This window comes from Rahnella sp. BIGb0236 (genome assembly GCF_004364755.1).
GTDB lineage: Bacteria > Pseudomonadota > Gammaproteobacteria > Enterobacterales > Enterobacteriaceae > Rahnella > Rahnella victoriana.
Window position 1 is genome coordinate 527,011 of the sequence record NZ_SOAO01000002.1, and the last position, 18,302, is coordinate 545,312.

General features: G+C 53.6%; 13 protein-coding genes and 1 other annotated feature. Of the genes, 5 read left to right on the forward strand and 8 right to left on the reverse strand.

Annotated elements, in window-relative coordinates; genetic code table 11:
* Positions 1 to 17 precede the first annotated feature (17 nt).
* The 4 genes from htpG to dnaX form a co-directional block, all read right to left on the reverse strand.
* Positions 18 to 1,883, reverse strand: a complete 1,866-nt coding sequence (htpG, locus tag EDF78_RS05985; protein ID WP_162928694.1) for a molecular chaperone HtpG — start codon at positions 1,881 to 1,883, stop codon at positions 18 to 20.
* Positions 1,884 to 2,050: 167 nt separating this feature from the next.
* Positions 2,051 to 2,656, reverse strand: coding sequence for a recombination mediator RecR (gene recR, locus EDF78_RS05990; RefSeq protein ID WP_095924987.1), 606 nt, complete (start codon positions 2,654 to 2,656; stop codon positions 2,051 to 2,053).
* Positions 2,656 to 2,985, reverse strand: coding sequence for a YbaB/EbfC family nucleoid-associated protein (locus EDF78_RS05995; RefSeq protein WP_013576599.1), 330 nt, complete (start codon positions 2,983 to 2,985; stop codon positions 2,656 to 2,658). The genes recR and EDF78_RS05995 overlap by 1 nt, the downstream gene beginning before the upstream one ends.
* A gap of 41 nt (positions 2,986 to 3,026) precedes the next feature.
* Positions 3,027 to 4,970 (reverse strand): DNA polymerase III subunit gamma/tau, encoded by a 1,944-nt coding sequence (gene dnaX, locus EDF78_RS06000; protein ID WP_133822729.1) that lies wholly within the window; start codon positions 4,968 to 4,970, stop codon positions 3,027 to 3,029.
* Positions 3,627 to 3,691, reverse strand: a sequence feature (DnaX frameshifting element). Its footprint overlaps the gene before it by 65 nt.
* A 319-nt stretch (positions 4,971 to 5,289) precedes the next feature.
* Between dnaX and EDF78_RS06005 the strand changes: the two genes are divergently transcribed.
* Positions 5,290 to 7,353: an alpha-amylase gene (locus tag EDF78_RS06005; RefSeq protein WP_133822730.1), complete on the forward strand. Its 2,064-nt coding sequence runs from the start codon at positions 5,290 to 5,292 to the stop codon at positions 7,351 to 7,353.
* 66 nt (positions 7,354 to 7,419) lie between these two features.
* On the opposite strand, the gene apt is transcribed toward EDF78_RS06005, so the two are convergent.
* The gene (gene apt / locus EDF78_RS06010) at positions 7,420 to 7,971 is read right to left on the reverse strand and encodes an adenine phosphoribosyltransferase (protein WP_013576602.1); all 552 of its coding nucleotides are present in this window, start codon (positions 7,969 to 7,971) and stop codon (positions 7,420 to 7,422) included.
* 184 nt (positions 7,972 to 8,155) lie between these two features.
* Entirely contained in the window at positions 8,156 to 8,524 is a 369-nt protein-coding gene (locus tag EDF78_RS06015) for a DUF454 family protein (protein ID WP_095924983.1), read from the reverse strand.
* A gap of 115 nt (positions 8,525 to 8,639) precedes the next feature.
* Between EDF78_RS06015 and EDF78_RS06020 the strand changes: the two genes are divergently transcribed.
* Both EDF78_RS06020 and rsmS read left to right on the forward strand, forming a co-directional pair.
* Entirely contained in the window at positions 8,640 to 9,176 is a 537-nt protein-coding gene (locus tag EDF78_RS06020) for a primosomal replication protein (protein ID WP_095924982.1), read from the forward strand.
* Between the two features lie 95 nt (positions 9,177 to 9,271).
* Positions 9,272 to 9,445, forward strand: a complete 174-nt coding sequence (gene rsmS / locus EDF78_RS06025) for a pleiotropic regulatory protein RsmS (protein ID WP_015690305.1) — start codon at positions 9,272 to 9,274, stop codon at positions 9,443 to 9,445.
* A gap of 60 nt (positions 9,446 to 9,505) precedes the next feature.
* Here the strand turns inward: rsmS and mscK are convergent, their stop codons facing one another.
* On the reverse strand, positions 9,506 to 12,820 hold the full coding sequence (gene mscK / locus EDF78_RS06030) for a mechanosensitive channel MscK (RefSeq protein WP_243839423.1): 3,315 nt from the start codon (positions 12,818 to 12,820) through the stop codon (positions 9,506 to 9,508).
* Positions 12,821 to 13,072: 252 nt separating this feature from the next.
* A complete protein-coding gene (acrR, locus tag EDF78_RS06035) occupies positions 13,073 to 13,711 on the reverse strand; it encodes a multidrug efflux transporter transcriptional repressor AcrR (RefSeq protein WP_095924980.1) in 639 nt (212 codons plus the stop codon).
* A gap of 141 nt (positions 13,712 to 13,852) precedes the next feature.
* Between acrR and EDF78_RS06040 the strand changes: the two genes are divergently transcribed.
* On the forward strand, positions 13,853 to 15,028 hold the full coding sequence (locus EDF78_RS06040; RefSeq protein WP_095924979.1) for an efflux RND transporter periplasmic adaptor subunit: 1,176 nt from the start codon (positions 13,853 to 13,855) through the stop codon (positions 15,026 to 15,028).
* Positions 15,029 to 15,044: 16 nt separating this feature from the next.
* Positions 15,045 to 18,197, forward strand: coding sequence for a multidrug efflux RND transporter permease subunit AcrB (gene acrB, locus EDF78_RS06045; RefSeq protein WP_095924978.1), 3,153 nt, complete (start codon positions 15,045 to 15,047; stop codon positions 18,195 to 18,197).
* Positions 18,198 to 18,302 lie beyond the last annotated feature (105 nt).

Consider the following 18,302-nt stretch of genomic DNA (forward strand, 5'->3'; position numbering starts at 1 on the left):
ACTAGTACATCAGACGATTACGCCTGCAACAGCGTGTTCATACGGCGGATAAACAGGTTTGGATCTTCCAGCGTGCCGCGTTCGGCGAACAGCGCCTGATCCAGCAACAGCTCGATCCATTCGCTGAACTGATCTTCGTCAGCCACATCAGAAGCACGTTTCACCAGCGCGTGTTCCGGGTTCAGTTCAAAGATGTATTTCACTTCCGGCGCGTCCTGACCGGCTGCGGCAAACAGTTTTGCCATCTGCGTGGTCATTTCGTCGGCGCCGGTGGTGACGATGGCTGGCGTGTCGGTCAGGCGATGCGTCAGACGCACGTCTTTCACACGTTCACCCAGCAGCGTTTTCACGCGCTCAACGAACGGTTCCAGCGCTTTTTCGGCTTCTTTCTGCTCTTCGCTTTCGTCAGCCAGTTTGTCCAGTGTGTCATCGGCCTTGCTGACGGACTGGAAGACTTTGCCATCAAACTCAGTCAGATAGCTCATCATCCATTCGTCGATGCGGTCAGACAGCAGCAGAACTTCAATGCCTTTTTTGCGGAACAGTTCCAGATGCGGGCTGCTCTTCGCGGCGGCATAGCTGTCGGCTGTGATGTAGTAAATTTTATCCTGGCCTTCGACCATCGACGCCACATACTCTTCCAGCGACAATGTCTGCTCGCTGCTGTCGTTGCGGGTGCTGGCGAAACGCAGCAGTTTGGCGATCGTTTCTTTGTTCGCGCCGTCTTCTGCCGGGCCTTCTTTCAATACCAGACCAAACTGTTTCCAGAATTGCAGGTATTTTTCGTTGTCGTCTTTCGCCAGTTTTTCCAGCATTTGCAGAACACGTTTGGTCAGCGCACTGCGCAGGTTCTGGGTAATACGGCTGTCCTGCAGAATTTCACGGGACACGTTCAGCGGCAGATCGTTGGAATCTATCAGACCCCGCACGAAACGCAGGTAGTTCGGCATGAACTGCTCGGCTTCGTCCATGATGAACACGCGCTGAACATAGAGTTTCAGGCCATGCTTGTGATCACGGTTCCACATATCCCACGGTGCCTGTGAAGGGATATACAGCAGGCTGGTGTATTCCTGCTTACCTTCAACGCGGTTGTGGCTCCAGCTCAGCGGATCGCTGAAATCATGGGAAATGTGTTTGTAGAATTCTTTGTATTCTTCGTCGGTGACTTCCGCTTTACCGCGGGTCCACAAAGCCTGCGCCTTGTTGATCTGTTCCCAGGTGACGGTACCGTCTTCTTCGTTGCGGGTTTCCACTTCAACCGGCAATGCAATATGGTCAGAGTACTTGCTGATGATGGAACGCACGCGCCAGTCATCCAGGAATTCGTCCTGATCTTCGCGCAGATGCAGGGTGATTTCCGTTCCGCGATCGGCTTTCTCGATATCTGCCAGGGTGTACTCGCCTTCACCGGCCGATTCCCAGAATACGCCTTCTTCGGCGCTGGCACCGGCTGCACGGGTGCGCACGGTCACTTTATCCGCCACGATAAAGGCAGAATAGAAACCGACACCGAACTGACCGATCAGCTGGCTGTCTTTCGCCTGCTCGGAACCGACGGATTGCAGGAAGGCTTTGGTGCCGGATTTGGCGATTGTCCCGAGGTTATCGATAACTTCGTCACGGCTCATGCCGATGCCGTTATCGCTCAGCGTCAGGGTGCGTTTTTCTTTGTCAAACGCCAGACGCACATGCAGTTCGCCGTCGCCTTCATAGAGTTCAGGGGCTGACAGGGCGCGGAAACGCAGTTTATCCGCCGCATCTGAGGCGTTGGAGATCAGCTCGCGCAGGAAAATTTCTTTGTTTGAATACAGGGAGTGGATCATCAGATGAAGAAGTTGTTTTACTTCAGACTGGAATCCGCGTGTCTCTTGTCCTTTCATACTCATCAAATTACCTCAATCCAGATACTGTTATTGACCAAATCAGACGTTGAGGAATAAGTGGGGTTAGGCGTCGTGCTTTTCAAGCACAGGGACAAATTTTTAGGAAGAAATGCAGAGGGATAGCGGAAGAAAACGGGGCGCAGAAGACCGCGCCCGCATAACAGTCAGAACCGGAAGGGATTACGCCCGGCAAGGGAATGTGACAGCGTGGTGCCGTCCACCATATCCAGTTCGCCACCGACCGGCACACCGTGCGCGATACGGCTCGCCAGCACGCCGTACTGGCCGCACATTTCAGCGATGTAGTTGGCGGTCGCTTCACCTTCGACCGTCGGGTTGGTCGCGAGGATCACTTCCTGAATGTTTTCACTTTCAAGACGCTCTTCCAGACGGCCTAAACCGATGTCGTCAGGCCCGATGCCATCAAGCGGTGACAGGTGGCCCATCAGCACAAAATAGCGACCGGAGAACTGACCGGTTTGTTCTATCGCGTGAATGTCCGCCGGGCTTTCCACCACACAAATCTGGCCGTTTTCTTTACGCCGTGGATTGGCGCAAATGGTACAGATTTCCTGCTCGGTAAAAGTACGGCAATCGGCACAGTGGCCGATTTCAGACATGGCACGCGTTAAAGACTGCGCCAGCCGCATTCCGCCACTGCGATCACGTTGCAGCAGCTGAAATGCCATACGTTGCGCGGACTTCGGGCCAACGCCCGGCAGGCAACGCAACGCCTCCATTAAAGATTCAAGGAGAGGGCTGGTTTGCATCAGAACGGCATCTTAAAGCCTGGTGGCAATTGCATGCCGCCAGATACGGCTGCCATTTTTTCTTTCTGAGTTTCATCGATACGACGTGCGGCATCGTTGAACGCCGCAGCGATCAGGTCTTCCAGCATGTCTTTATCGTCTTCCAGCAGGCTTGGATCGATTTCAACGCGACGCACGTTGTGCGCACCGTTGATGGTGATTTTCACCAGGCCAGCGCCTGACTCACCGGTCACTTCCAGCTGAGCGATTTCCGCCTGAGCCTGTTGCATTTTTTCCTGCATTTGCTGGGCCTGTTTCATCAGGTTACCAATGCCGCCTTTTCCAAACATAGTCTTCTCTCTCAGCAATGGCCGCGTCACAATCGCGGCGTTTAAATTGGGCGGATACTTTCTTCATCCAGCTCCGCATCGAAGAAACGACGCAGGGTCTGGATGTTGTTATCCGCAATAATAGACTGACGCGCCTGCGCCAGTTTTTCTTCATAAATAGCCTGTCGCCATTCCAGCGGCGTCTTCACCGCCAGATTATCATCTTCCAGCACGGTCAGTTCAACCGGCGTCTGATGCAATGCCGACAAGGCATCCGTCAGCACTTTCTGCGCGGACGGCGAATTCAGATGTTTTTGCGATGAACGCAGATGCAGGCAGATTTTTCCCGGCTCCGGTTGCTCGCGGTAGGCATTCAGCGCCAGTTGTTGCACCAGTTTCGGAATGGTCATCCGGCTGATTTCAGCCGCCCATTCATCGCGTTCAATCGCTTCTTCCGCCAGACGGGAAGCCAGTTCCGGCGATTTTTCATGTTCCAGCGCGGTACGCAACGCTTTCGGTGTCGCCACCGGTTCAGGCGCGGCTTCCGGTTCCATCATCGCTTTCCAGCGATAGGCTTCTTCTTTTATCGGCGCGGCAGGTTCTTTCTTCACCGCCAATGTCTGCGCACGTTCAGTCACCGAAGCGAGGCGCTCCAGTGCTGAGGTTGCCGGCCGCGCTTTTCCTGGCGCTGCCGGCTCAGCTTTTTTTGGGGTGGTACTCCCCTGCCTGAGCAATTGTGTTCGCGCCTGTAAAAGTTGCGCGGTGGAATCTGGCATCGCCGCCGGTTCGGTACTTCCCTGCGGCGGCGGGGCATTATAATTTTGCGGTGTTGGCTGTTGCGGCGGCGCCTGATGTACGGGCTGGGGTGCCACATACGCCGGTGCGGCTGCCGGTTGCGGTGCCGGTTCAGCAATGATCACTTTCGGGTGGAAGGCCAACGCGCGCAGCAGCGTCATTTCAACGCCCATGCGTTTGTCCGGCGCGTACGCCAGCTCTTTGCGGCCAATCAGCAACGTCTGGTAATAAAGCTGCACGTCAGCTGGCGGAATGACACGCGCCAGCTCACGCAGACGTTGTTCAATCGCGGCGTAATGATTATCGAGAACGGACGGCAGGAGCTGAACCATCGCAATGCGGTGCAGCAGCGCCAGCGTTTCCACCAGCAGGTTTTCCCAGTCCACGCCTCGCGACGCGGCCTGTTCGACCTGCGCCATCATCTGGCCGCCATCGGCGCTGACCAGCGCTTCGAGCATCGCCAGCGGCTGTTCATCGTCAAGCGTACCGAGCATTTGTGCCACGGTGTCGGTAGTGACCGCACCCTGCCCCATCGCGATCGCCTGATCGGTCAGGCTCAGCGCATCACGCATACTGCCGTCGGCCGCGCGGGCCAGCAACTGCAAGGCGCGCGGTTCCGTGGTGATGGTTTCCTGCGTTAATACGTGTTCGAGCTGTTTGCGGATCTGTTCAGCGTCCAGCGCTTTCAGATGGAACTGCAAACAACGCGATAAAATAGTGACCGGCAGTTTTTGCGGATCTGTCGTTGCCAGCAGGAATTTGACGTGCGAAGGCGGCTCTTCCAGCGTTTTCAACAGCGCGTTAAAGCTGTGACGCGAGAGCATGTGCACTTCGTCAATCAGGTAAACTTTGAAGCGGCCACGCGCCGGTGCGTATTGCACGTTATCAAGCAGTTCGCGGGTGTCTTCCACTTTGGTACGGGAAGCGGCGTCGATTTCAATCAGATCGACAAAGCGGCCCTGCTCGATTTCGCGGCAGTTATCGCATACGCCACAAGGTGTGGACGTAATGCCGGTTTCGCAGTTAAGCCCTTTCGCCAGCAGACGGGCGATGGTGGTTTTCCCTACGCCACGGGTACCGGAAAACAAGTAGGCGTGATGGATGCGCCCGAGCGACAGGCCGTTGGCCAGCGCGGTCAGCACATGTTCCTGTCCGACGACGTCGGCAAAAGTTTGGGGGCGCCACTTACGGGCAAGAACCTGATAGCTCATTAACACTTCATCGTTGATTTATAATGAATAATTTGACGATACACGAAAAAACATCGTTTAACCCGTCTTTCTGCGCTGGTCTGCGAAACGGAGACTGAAGACTCAGCATAATGATGCCGGAGCCAGACTGCCACTTCTTAGTGTACCAGCAGGGTCGCCATCATTCCTATTACTTTACTTTTTGCCCGGCACGCCGCCGTTTCTCCGCCTTCCTCCTCCTCCTGACAATTCGCCCCGGGGGATGAGGGCAAATTTTGCACACGGATTACACTGAATCCCCTCTGTTCTGATAATGCTTTCTGCCCCGTCAAGGAGAGCCATGAAACGCCTGACACTGCCTTTATTACTGCTCGTATCCCCCGCCGTACAGGCCAGCTGGACGCTGCAAGGTTTCCCTGCGTTTGCCGAACCTGTCAGCGGAATATTCACCAGCAACGCCGCGTTACCTAAAGGACAGCGCACGCTGGAATTACATCAGGATAATCAATGCTGGCAGCCTTCGGGTGCGGTAAAGCTTAACGAAATGCTGTCGCTGCAACCCTGTGAAAACAACCCGCCGGCGCACTGGAAACAGTTCCGCGCCGGTGATTATCAGGTGCGGATCGATACCCGCAGCGGCACCCCCACGCTTCAGCTGAGCCTGAAAACGGCGCAGGAAGCCGTCGCGGCGGTAGCAAAAACCTGTCCGCGACGGGACGGCAAGCCACTGACGGTTGACGTTTCCGGCACCTTTGCCGAAGGAGAAACGGTCCGCGATTTTTATTCTGGTCAGAGCGCACAGGTCAGCGGCGGCCACATCACGATGCTGCCGGATCCGGCCAGCGGCGGTTTATTGCTGCTGGAAGCGGCAGCGCGTAAAAATCCTGCGGCGTTCAGCTGGAAAAACGCCACGGTGTATTTCGTGCTGACCGATCGTTTTGAAAACGGCAATCCGGATAACGATCACAGCTATGGCCGTCACAATGACGGAATGCAGGACATCGGCACTTTCCACGGCGGCGATCTGGCCGGGCTGACCCGCAAGCTGGATTATTTGCAAAAGCTTGGCGTGAACGCGCTGTGGATAAGCTCGCCGCTCGAGCAAATCCACGGCTGGGTCGGCGGCGGCACCAAAGGCGATTTCCCGCATTATGCCTATCACGGCTATTACACCCTCGACTGGACCAAACTCGATGCCAATATGGGTACCGGCGAAGATTTGCAGAAACTGGTCAGCGAAGCGCATAAGCGCGGGATCCGCATTTTGTTTGATGTGGTGGTCAATCACACCGGCTACGCCACGCTGGCGGATATGCAAACCTTCCATTTCGGTGCCTTGTACCTGAAAGGCAGCGACATCGAAAAAACACTCGGTAAAAACTGGACGGACTGGCAACCCGGCCCCGGCCAGAACTGGCACAGCTTTAATGATTACATCAATTTTGGCGACAAAGAGGGCTGGAGCACCTGGTGGGGGAAAAAATGGATCCGCACCGATATCGGCGATTATGATCCGCCGGGTTATGACGATCTGACCATGTCGCTGGCGTTCCTGCCGGACATTAAAACCGAATCCACGCAAGCCAGCGGCCTGCCCGTTTTCTATCGCCACAAGCCCGATACCGCCGCCAGAGAGATTGCCGGGGCAACACCGCGCGACTATCTGGTCACCTGGCTCAGCCAGTGGGTGCGGGATTACGGCATTGACGGATTCCGCGTCGATACCGCCAAACACGTGGAGAAACCGACACTGGCATTACTCAAAACCCGTTCCGCAGAAGCCCTGCAACAGTGGAAAGCGGCCCATCCTGAACAAGCACTGGATGATGCGCCGTTCTGGATGACCGGCGAAGCCTGGGGGCACGGCGTAATGAAAAGCGATTATTACGACAATGGCTTCGACGCCATGATCAACTTTGATTTTCAGGATCAGGCAGCGGCGGCGCTGAGTTGTTTTGCAAATATCGATGCGACGTATCAGCAGATGGCAGAGAAAATGCAGGATTTCAATGTGCTGAGTTATCTGTCGTCACACGATACGCGGCTGTTTTTTGCGGCCGATGCCAAAGGTTCTCTGCCCTTACAACAGCGTGCAGCCGATTTGTTACTGCTGGCTCCGGGCGCGGTGCAGATTTATTACGGCGACGAAAGCGGGCGTCAGTCCGGCCCGACAGGCTCCGATCCTTTGCAGGGCACCCGCTCTGACATGAACTGGAATGAACTGACCGGCGCGAAACAGGCGTTACTCACGCACTGGCAGACGTTGGGGAAATTCAGGGAGCAGCATCCGGCGGTGGGCGCAGGGGTGCAGAAATCGCAGCAGACAGCGCAATATTACGCCTTCAGCCGTCAGCGGGGTGACGATAAGGTGATGGTGGTCTGGGCAGGAGATAGCGGAAAATAGCGGCGCAGAAAGCAAATGGCCTCGCGTTTAACGGCGAGGCCAGTTCACATCAACTTTTTACATCAATCAGTGGCCGTCGAAACAGACCAGGCTGTAGCAGTTGATATTTGAATCGTTCAGGCGTTTTTCACCGCCCAGTTCCGGCAGGTTGATGATGAATGCCGCATCGGTCACTTCCCCACCCAGACGGCGGATCAGTTTCGCAGTGGCTTCAATCGTGCCACCCGTTGCCAGCAAATCGTCGATCACCAGAATTTTTTCGCCAGGCTGAATGGCATCAACGTGGATTTCAAGGCTGTCAGTGCCGTATTCCAGATCGTAGGTTTCGCTGATGGTTTCACGCGGTAACTTGCCCGGTTTACGCACGGGAACAAAGCCCACGCCCAGAACCAGCGCAACCGGTGCGCCAAACAGGAAGCCACGTGCTTCAGTGCCCACCACTTTGGTGACACCGGCATCGCGGTAACGATCGGCCAGTAACTGAATGCTTGCAGCGTAAGCTTTTGGGTCTTCCAGCAAGCTGGTGACGTCACGGAACAGTATGCCTGGCTTAGGATAGTCAGGGATGGTTTTGATACTGTCTTTAATAAACTGTAGCTGCTGTGCGGTAGCGGTCATAATGTTAATTGCCTGATAAAGCTGCTGTTCATACTTAAACGCGGGCGGTCAAATGTCCCCCGTCATGCCCTGATAAAGCATGTCGTTCAAGGAAGGAAATTGGGAGCGCACCGACGTACGAGATGCCCAAATCTATGCAAAGCTGCTTTAAAAAGCAACCCGCAGCCGGACATGATCGCCTGTTTTATTGCTCAAGGTCAACCACTGGTAATCGCCACATCATGATCAGCAACGCAAACATCATGCAAACCAATAAAATACGCACCCATAATAACGGCACGAAATAGATCGAAATCGCGAAGGTTACGACGATCAGCGCGACCGCTTTAGGTTTCGCCCCTTTCGGTAACGCGCGGTATGTCTGCCAGTGTCGCAGATAGCTGCCAAACCAGGAGCGGTGCAAAAGCCAGTGATGAAAACGCGGCGACGAGCGGGCAAAGCACCAGGCGGCCAGCAATAAAAACGGCGTGGTCGGCAACAGCGGTAACACCACGCCAAGCGTCGCCAGCACCACGCACAACCAGCCAACAGTAATCAGTAGTATGCGTTTCATGCATTTCCTTCGGTTTAAAACAGGCACCTTGCCCGGTTTGCGGTTTCTCAGTGTAAACAAGTGCGCAGAGGCTGTCATACCGGTAAGCTACGCCGGAGTTTAAGGGAGATTATCGGTGAGCACTGAACGAATTTTACATGTCCTTGATCAGCAGATCGAAACACTGGCGCGGGAAATTGAACCGATAGGTCACGTTTCCGCCTCACAGGCCCGGTTTGATGTGGCGCTTTTTTCCACCAAAGGCACCCGTCTGCGCGATTATCTGGCAGAAATTAAGACCAATTTGCAGCAACTGAATCAGGAAGTCGTCGAAAAACGTTCTGCGCAGGTGGCTTTTATTGCCGAACGTCTGGTGGCCCAGATTACCGCCATGCAGCGTGAACTGGCGACCCAGACGCTGCGTAAAACGCACCAGACTCCGGAGCGCAAAAGCCATGATAATTATACCAAACTGGCGGAAACACAGCAGTTCGAGCGACGTCTGATTGCGATGATTGAAGACCGGGAAACCACGCTCGGTCAGCTGGCGACGTTCAGCGATCAGCAGCGGGTACAGAAGGAACTTGCGGCACTGGAAGGGCGTTTAATGCGCTGTCGTCAGGCGCTGGCTAAAATAGAGAGACAAATCGAGCGTCAGGAAAAAGGTTTTTGAATCTTTATCACATTTTTTTAATCCGGCATTCAGAGCCGGGCTTTTCTTATCTATAATGGTAAGTCCAAAACCTGCTAATCATAATGTTGGCCAATATGTCCGTAGAGAATGCGCCCCCCGAACTTCAGCTTGCTGTCGATTTGATTTACCTGCTTGAGTGCAATGAAATTGCCCCGGAAACGGCTCTTGCAGCACTGGAAATCGTTCAGCGCGATTATCAGGAAAAGCTGAAAAACAGCAAAAGTACCCTGTCGATCAGTTACCTTTAAGCCGTCCGGCTGCCTGTTTCAGGGGAACTTATCGCATTCCCCTGAATGGCACGAACAGGTTCAGCTCTGTGGCATCGCATCCGGTTCATCGCCCGGCTGCCGCATGACCCGTTTGACCTCCTGCACGTCGTGACCATCCTGGTTATGCAGGTACACTTCCAGCTGATTGAACGCAATGTTGATGCCGTTTTCACGGCACAACTTATCAATGCTGCGGTTAAGCTCGTCCACGGTATAACTGCGGTCGCCCAGCTCACGCACATACACCCGCAATTCATGATCGAGCGTACTGGCACCGAAATTCAGGAAAAACACCAGCGGCGCCGGATCACTCATCACGCGGGTATTTTCATGCGCCGCCTGCAACAGAATCTCTTTCACTTTGTCGAGATCAGATCCGTAGGCCACGCCGAGTTTGATCAGCACACGGGTGACGGTATCACTCAGTGACCAGTTGATCAGCCGCTCGGTCACAAAGGCTTTGTTCGGGATGATCACTTCCTTGCGGTCGAAGTCGATAATCGTGGTCGCGCGGATACGGATACGGCTGACAGTGCCGGAGAAGGTGCCGATCGTCACGGTATCGCCGATACGCACCGGGCGTTCGAACAGGATAATCAGCCCCGAAACAAAGTTGGCGAAGATTTCCTGCAAGCCAAAGCCCAGCCCGACCGACAGCGCCGCCACCAGCCATTGCAGTTTATCCCATGAGACACCGAGCGATCCGAGTGCCGTCACCGCACCAATTACCGTGATGGAATAAGTCAGGATGGTGGTGATGGCGTATGACGTCCCCTGCCGCAGTTGCAACCGCGACAACACCACCACTTCCAGCAATCCCGGCAGGTTGCGGGTTAAGACGTACGCCACAATCACCGCAAGGAAACCGAGCAGTAAATTCCCCAGCGTCACGGTTTGCTGAATGGCTGCGCCCGCCACCGTGCTGGAGTAATGCCATAACGTGATGCTGTCGAGATACGAAATCACCGTCAGTAAATCTGACCAGATCCAGTAAAACACGGTGGCGAAAATAAAGAACAGTCCCATGGTGGTCAGACGCAGCGATTGCTGGTTGATCTGATCCAGCCCGATCTGCGGTTCTTCAACCGGTTCATTGCCTTCCAGGCCATCTTTCACCGCCGCGGTCTGGCGGCGTGCCAGCGCACGACGGTAAGCCAGACGCCGCGCGGCCACGCTCAATCCCCGCAACGCGGTGAGATAAATGACATTCCAGAAAATCAGCAGGTAAAGGCTGTCAATCCAGCGCCCCGCCAGCCGCAGCGTGGTATAGAAGTAACCGGTGACCACCAGTCCGACCATAAACGCCGGGGCCAGCGCGATAGCGGTGACCACCACCAGACGTATGCTGTGCGAGTCTTTTTCGCGCCAGCCATCGCGGGCAATCGGAAACACCAGCACGGTCAGGGCGAGCAACGTCAGGAAAATCACCACCTGCCCGATAATGTCATCCACCAGCCCGAGCGGCGCTTTTTCGCCCCGCACCGACCAGAAAATCAGCGGCAACGTCACCAGACTCAGTCGGATCACAGAACGGCGGTAATGCGCGCAGGTGGTGGCTGGCATACTGAAATGCCGCTCATTGATGCCACCCGGTTTAAGAATGCGATAGCAGAAGCCCATCACCATCTGGAAGACCGCCAGCCGCTGCGCCAGCGTCCACAAAAAGTCGCTTGGTTCGATATCGCACTGGGAAAGCCAGTAACCAATTCCCAGCGTCAGCAGCACGCCCGGCAGCACATTCAGCGCCACCAAAAGCAGCGCCTGCGGCGTATGCAGCTGGCTGTCACGCTTGAGCTGTCCGACATCGTTGCTCAGTATGTCGATCCGCTGGTTGATGTATTTCCTGCGCCACCACAGCAGCAGAATGGCGCAAAGCAGCGGAACCGTCACCGGCAGAGAATGCAGCGCCCCGAGCATCAGTTCGCCCGGAGGAATACTGACGTGCAGACCGCTGAGCTGACTTTTCACTTCACCGGGCAGAGATTTCAGAAACTCCCAGTTCATCGGTTTGTTACTGCTGACCCAGAATATTTGCTGCGTCAGCGTTTCTGTCAGCGACTGGTTGATGCTCAGCAACTGCTGCTGGTTAATCTGTAAATTGATGGCCAGAGAAAGCTGATTGCCGAGTTGCTTGTTCAGCTGATCCAGCAGTTCACGGCGCATATCGACAATCTGGTCGAGCGCATCACTGATGTCGTCATTGATCGTCTCTTTGCTGTTGCTCACCACGCCCTGAATGTAACTGTCGCCCTGAAATAAGGCGTCACGTTGCTGGTTAATGGTGAACTGCTCCAGGCGCAAATCAGCAATCCGCGTGCTCATATCGGTCATCAGGCCGGACGGCGGAATGGTATTTTGCTGTTGCTGATACAAAATGCGTGACAGCAATAAGCTGCCTTTCAGCACGGTGATTTGCTCCTTCAGATCGTGCTCAGCCTGCGCCGAGCGGTCGAGCCAGTTTTTCACCGTGATATTTTTTTGTACCAGCTGATTGCCCTCTTCTGTTGCGGCAATCAGGCGTTCGCTGAGCTGGCGGTTAATCCCCAGTTCCTGCGCCACCAGCGGATCATTTTGGATATCCGAGGTGTCGTCCGGCGTTTGTGCCTCTTTCGCCGTGCGTTCAGACAAAATCAGCCGTTTGCCGTTCACCACTTCCTGCAGCAACTGCGCGGTATGCTCCAGCTGGTTGATGTGCGCATTGGTGTAATCACGTTGTTTTTGCAGCAAATCCTGCAAGGTAGTGTTGGCCTCCAGACTCTTGCGCTGGAGATCAATCTGCGCGCTCAGCAGCGCCTGCTGGGTGACCAGCATATTTTGCTGTGAGTTGCGTAAATCCTGCTGGCCCGGCGACATCCCGTTGAGCTGATTACGAATTTTCTGGATCGCCAGCGAATAGGTGTACATCGCGTTCTGCACGCGTTCGGGCTGGGTTTGCAGCGAAATCAGCTGGGTGTTGTACGTCGATAAATCTTCCTGAGAAGACTGAAGATCGTCGAGGGTATCGTTAAGACGGTTTTCCAGCTGACGCAGGGATAACGCGGCAAGCTGCGCTTTATTGACGTCATCTTTGGGGTTGTTTTTGATCTGGTCGAGACCTTCCATCGCCACCCGCAGTTTTTGCGGCGCTTCGGCGACCTGTTTTTGCAACTGACTGGCATCCTGTTTCACCCTTTCGAGCGCATCCAGATATTCCAGCGTGTGGATCAAATCCTGCTGCGAAAGCTTATCAACCGGTGTCAGGTTTTTTTGACGGTTGAGTGCATCAAGCTGATTCTGGATTTCATTGCGGCCCGGCACATCATTACTGGCGGCATGACCGGAAAACGAGAAAAGGAATAAAGTCACGCACAGCATAAAGGTGAAAATGCGCAGTATTTCCCTTCTTTGCAGGAGTGAAATCTCATGGGAAGGTGCGGCCAGAAACCGGATAAACATACGTCAGCGTCGACTCATTTACTGAATGAATAATATGCTGACGACAATAGCAGCGTTGGTGATGAAAGAAAGGAGAAAAGCGTATCTGAATACAACACTGCCGTGGTGATTTTATCGCCACAAAAACACTCAATTTGCAGACTTATTAATTGCGGGAAAAGTATTACAGCGTTATTTGGCGAGGGTCAGAAAGGCAGAATGGCGCAGCATATCAATATAGGTATCAACAAACTTTCCGGCATTCCCTTCCAGATCAAAGCTTTCGGGAATAAATAGCCAGTTTTCCATCAGGCCGGTGAGATAAGCGCGTAAAATAATGGCGGCCTGACGGGTATCGAGATCGGCAGGCAGCTGTTTTTCTTCAATACAGCGCACAAGAATACGTTCGATTTTGCCGTATCCCTCCATGTATAACGCTTTGCGCGCTTCATGAACGGACGTCATCTCCCCAACAAATTCACATTTATGGAATATAATCTCCATCAATGCTTTACGTTGGCTATCGGTGACAGTGGCGACCAGAATGTAAATTAGGATTTCACGTAAAATACGCAGTGGATTATTCGGAAACTTTGTCTGATACTCTACTTCGAGCACTTTTATCCGCGACTCATAGGCTTCCCAGATCGCGTTAAACAGTTCCACTTTGTTCCTGAAATGCCAATAAATTGCGCCCCGCGTCACACCGGCTGCATTCGCAATATCAGTCAGTGATGTCGACGATACCCCACGGGCAGAAAACTCACGCACAGCAGCATCCAGAATCTGTTGTCTGGTTTCCAGCGCCTGTGATTTGGTTTTTCGTGCCATAGGTTTATCTTTAAGGGGAGTTTGATTTACATACATTCTTGAATGTATGTAACATAGCACGCACATACTAAAAGCGCAGCAATGGATTTGGAATGTTGTGATCCATTGGACAATTTGAAATCGGACACTTGAGGTTTATTTATGAACAAAAACAGAGGGTTAACGCCTCTGGCGGTAGTTCTGATGCTATCCGGAAGCTTAGCACTTACAGGATGTAACGATAAAGAAGCTCAACAAGGTGCGCCACATGCTCCGCAGGTTGGCGTCGTTACCCTGAAAACAGAACCGCTTAATGTGACTACCGAACTTCCTGGTCGTACTGCTGCTTTCCGCATTGCTGAAGTACGTCCGCAGGTTGGCGGCATCATTCTCAAACGCAACTTCGTTGAAGGCAGCGACATCAAAGCCGGGACCTCTTTATATCAAATTGATCCGGCCACTTATCAGGCCGCGTATGACAGCGCTAAAGGCGATCTGGTAAAAGCTCAGGCCAATGCCCAAATTTCCCGTCTGACGGTAACCCGTTATAAGCCACTGCTCGGCACTAACTACATCAGTAAACAAGATTACGATACGGCTGTTGCCACTGCCGCACAGGCTGATGCCGCCGTGGTCAGTGCAAAAGCGGCGGTTGAATCTGCCCGCATCAATCTGGCTTACACCAAAGTGACCTCCCCTATCAGCGGACGTATCGGTAAATCGTCGGTGACAGAAGGTGCGCTGGTATCTAACGGCCAGACCACGGCACTGGCGACCGTGCAACAACTCGACCCTATCTATGTTGACGTTACCCAGTCCAGCAATGATTTCCTGCGTCTGAAACAGGAACTGGCTGACGGTTCACTGAAACAAGCCGACGGTAAAGCGCAAGTCAAACTGCTGATGGATAACGGTAAAGAATATTCACAGCCGGGTACATTAGAATTCTCTGATGTCACTGTGGATGAAACCACCGGTTCCATTACGTTACGCGCTATCTTCCCGAACCCAAATGATGCACTGCTGCCAGGTATGTTTGTGCGCGCGCGTCTGGATGAAGGGATTAACAACAACGCTCTGCTGGTTCCTCAGCAAGGGATCACCCGTAACCCACGCGGTGATGCCACAGCGATGGTGGTTGGTGCGGATAACAAAGTTGAACTTCGTACAGTGACCACAACGCAGGCAATTGGCGATAAGTGGGTTGTGACCGACGGTCTGAAAAGTGGCGATAAAATTATCGTGACAGGTCTGCAAAAAATTAAGCCAGGCGTACAGGTTACTGCACAGGAAGTCGATCAAAACGCAGCAGCGCCCGCTACAGCGACGAAGTCTTAATAGGAGCCGGTAATTCATGGCTAAGTTTTTTATAGATCGTCCCATCTTTGCATGGGTAATTGCGATCATCATCATGTTGGCAGGGGGATTGGCAATTCTTAAATTGCCAATTGCACAGTATCCCACCGTTGCGCCACCGGCTATCCAGCTGACCGCAACCTATCCGGGCGCAGATGCGCAGACGGTACAGGATACCGTCACCCAGGTTATCGAACAGAACATGAACGGTATCGACAACATGATGTACATGTCGTCGACCAGTGATTCGTCCGGTACGGTTCAGATCACCCTGACCTTCGCTTCCGGTACTGATGCGGATATCGCACAGGTACAGGTTCAGAACAAACTGCAGCTGGCAACACCGTTACTGCCGCAGGAAGTTCAGCAACAGGGTATCTCCGTTGAGAAATCGAGCAGCAGCTTCCTGATGGTAGCGGGCTTTATTTCCAATAACGGTTCCATGACGCAGGATGACATCGCCGACTACGTCGGGTCCAACATTAAGGATCCGATCAGCCGTACTTCTGGTGTGGGCGACGTTCAGCTGTTTGGTGCTCAGTACGCGATGCGTATCTGGATGGATCCGAACAAACTGAACAACTTCCAGCTGACGCCGGTAGATGTCATCAACGCCATCAAAGTACAGAACAACCAGATCGCAGCAGGCCAGCTCGGTGGTACACCACCGGTTCCGGGCCAGCAGCTGAACTCATCCATCGTGGCGCAGACCCGTCTGAAGTCACCGGATGAATTCGGTAAAATCATTCTGAAAGTGAATCAGGATGGTTCTCAGGTTCGCCTGAAAGATGTGGCTAAGATTGAACTGGGTGGTGAAAACTACGACGTTATTGCCCGTTTCAACGGACAACCCGCGTCTGGTTTAGGTATCAAACTGGCGACCGGGGCGAACGCCCTGAATACCGCGGCGTCTGTAAAAGCGACACTGAACAAACTTGAGCCATTCTTCCCGGCTGGCTTAGAAATTGTTTACCCGTACGACACCACGCCGTTCGTAAAAATCTCGATTAAAGAAGTAGGTAAAACGCTGTTCGAGGCCATCGTCCTGGTATTCCTGGTGATGTTCCTGTTCCTGCAAAACTTCCGCGCAACCCTGATCCCGACCATTGCGGTTCCGGTGGTTCTGCTCGGTACCTTTGCAATTCTGGCAGCGTTTGGCTATTCGATAAACACCCTGACGATGTTCGGGATGGTGCTCGCGATAGGCCTGCTCGTCGATGACGCCATCGTCGTCGTCGAGAACGTTGAACGCGTGATGGTCGAAGAGGGTCTGCCGCCAAAAGAAGCCACCAAAAAATCTATGGAGCAGATCCAGGGTGCTCTGGTGGGGATCGCGATGGTGCTGTCTGCAGTATTCATCCCGATGGCCTTCTTCGGCGGTTCAACCGGCGTTATCTACCGTCAGTTCTCCATCACCATCGTTTCCGCCATGGTGCTGTCTGTTCTGGTGGCGATGATCCTGACGCCTGCTCTTTGTGCGACCATGCTTAAGCCGGTTGCCAAAGGTGAGCATCACGAGAAGAAAGGTTTCTTCGGCTGGTTTAACAAAAAATTCGACCAGAGCACGCACCACTACACCGACAGCGTAGGCAACATTCTGCGCAGCACCGGGCGTTATCTGGTGATTTATCTGCTGATCGTGGTCGGTATGGCATTCCTGTTTATCCGCCTGCCAACTTCATTCCTGCCGGAAGAAGACCAGGGTGTATTCCTGACCATGGCACAGTTGCCAGCAGGTGCATCCCAGGAACGTACGCAGAAAGTGCTCGATGAAGTCACCGATTACTACCTGACGAAAGAAAAAGCGAACGTGAACTCCGTGTTTACCGTTAACGGCTTTGGCTTCGCCGGTCGTGGTCAGAACACCGGTATCGCGTTCGTCAGTTTGAAAGACTGGTCAGAACGTAGCGGCGCTGAGAACAAGGTGCCTGCGATTGCAGGCCGTGCGATGGGCGCGTTCAGCACCATTAAAGATGCACTGGTGTTCCCGTTCAACTTACCGGCGATTGTTGAGTTAGGTACGGCGACGGGCTTCGACTTCCAGCTGATCGACCAGGCTAACCTTGGTCATGACAAACTGACACAAGCGCGTAACCAGTTGCTGGGCATGGTGGCTCAACATCCGGACTTGCTGACTCAGGTTCGTCCGAACGGTCTGGAAGATACTCCACAGTTCAAGATTGAAATTGATCAGGAAAAAGCAACGGCATTGGGTGTTTCGATTTCCGACATCAACACCACTCTGGGTGCATCGGTGGGGGGTAGCTACGTCAATGACTTCATCGACCGTGGTCGTGTGAAGAAAGTGTACGTCCAGGCTGAAAATAAATACCGTATGTTGCCATCAGACATCAACAATCTGTATGTCCGTGGCAGCGCAGGCCAGATGGTGCCGTTCTCAGCGTTCTCGAGCGCGAAATGGGAATACGGCTCACCGCGTCTGGAACGTTATAACGGTCTGCCATCAATGGAAATTCTGGGTCAGCCAGCACCGGGTAAAAGTTCGGGTGCTGCAATGGAGATGATGGAATCTCTGGCTTCCAAACTGCCAAGCGGTATCGGCTATGACTGGACCGGTCTGTCCTATCAGGAACGTTTGTCAGGTAACCAGGCTCCGGCCTTGTATGCTATCTCCCTGATCGTCGTCTTCCTGTGTCTGGCAGCGTTGTACGAGAGCTGGTCAATACCGTTCTCCGTTATGCTGGTTGTTCCGCTTGGGGTAGTCGGTGCGCTTCTGGCGGCCACAATGCGCGGTCTGAGTAACGACGTTTACTTCCAGGTAGGTCTGTTGACCACCATCGGGTTGTCAGCGAAGAACGCCATATTGATTGTTGAGTTCGCCAAAGACCTGATGGACAAAGAAGGTAAAGGTCTTATCGAGTCAACACTCGAAGCGGTTCGTATGCGTCTGCGTCCGATCCTGATGACCTCACTGGCGTTTATCCTCGGTGTAATGCCGCTGGTTATCAGCTCAGGTGCAGGTTCCGGCTCACAGAACGCCGTCGGTACGGGCGTAATGGGCGGGATGATCACGGCGACACTGCTGGCGATCTTCTTTGTTCCGGTCTTCTTCGTGGTGGTTCGTCGCCGCTTCGGTAAGAAGAATGAGGACATTGAACATACACACAAAACAGAGCATCCGACGTTGTAACCGGATCACCTGTTCAGACCAAAGGCCGCTTATGCGGCCTTTTTTTTCGTCTGCGACTTGAACATGAAAACGGATGGGTGCATAATTATTGTTATAGTATAACAT

What these genes read in the sequence shown, in the direction of transcription:
- htpG (WP_162928694.1), bottom strand. Translation starts at nt 1,883, where the DNA reads ATGAAAGGACAAGAGACACGCGGATTCCAGTCTGAAGTAAAACAACTT.
- acrB (WP_095924978.1), top strand. Translation starts at nt 15,045, where the DNA reads ATGGCTAAGTTTTTTATAGATCGTCCCATCTTTGCATGGGTAATTGCG.
- EDF78_RS06040 (WP_095924979.1), top strand. Translation starts at nt 13,853, where the DNA reads ATGAACAAAAACAGAGGGTTAACGCCTCTGGCGGTAGTTCTGATGCTA.
- recR (WP_095924987.1), bottom strand. Translation starts at nt 2,656, where the DNA reads ATGCAAACCAGCCCTCTCCTTGAATCTTTAATGGAGGCGTTGCGTTGC.
- mscK (WP_243839423.1), bottom strand. Translation starts at nt 12,820, where the DNA reads ATGCTGTGCGTGACTTTATTCCTTTTCTCGTTTTCCGGTCATGCCGCC.
- acrR (WP_095924980.1), bottom strand. Translation starts at nt 13,711, where the DNA reads ATGGCACGAAAAACCAAATCACAGGCGCTGGAAACCAGACAACAGATT.
- EDF78_RS06015 (WP_095924983.1), bottom strand. Translation starts at nt 8,524, where the DNA reads ATGAAACGCATACTACTGATTACTGTTGGCTGGTTGTGCGTGGTGCTG.
- EDF78_RS06005 (WP_133822730.1), top strand. Translation starts at nt 5,290, where the DNA reads ATGAAACGCCTGACACTGCCTTTATTACTGCTCGTATCCCCCGCCGTA.
- dnaX (WP_133822729.1), bottom strand. Translation starts at nt 4,970, where the DNA reads ATGAGCTATCAGGTTCTTGCCCGTAAGTGGCGCCCCCAAACTTTTGCC.
- EDF78_RS05995 (WP_013576599.1), bottom strand. Translation starts at nt 2,985, where the DNA reads ATGTTTGGAAAAGGCGGCATTGGTAACCTGATGAAACAGGCCCAGCAA.
- apt (WP_013576602.1), bottom strand. Translation starts at nt 7,971, where the DNA reads ATGACCGCTACCGCACAGCAGCTACAGTTTATTAAAGACAGTATCAAA.
- rsmS (WP_015690305.1), top strand. Translation starts at nt 9,272, where the DNA reads ATGTCCGTAGAGAATGCGCCCCCCGAACTTCAGCTTGCTGTCGATTTG.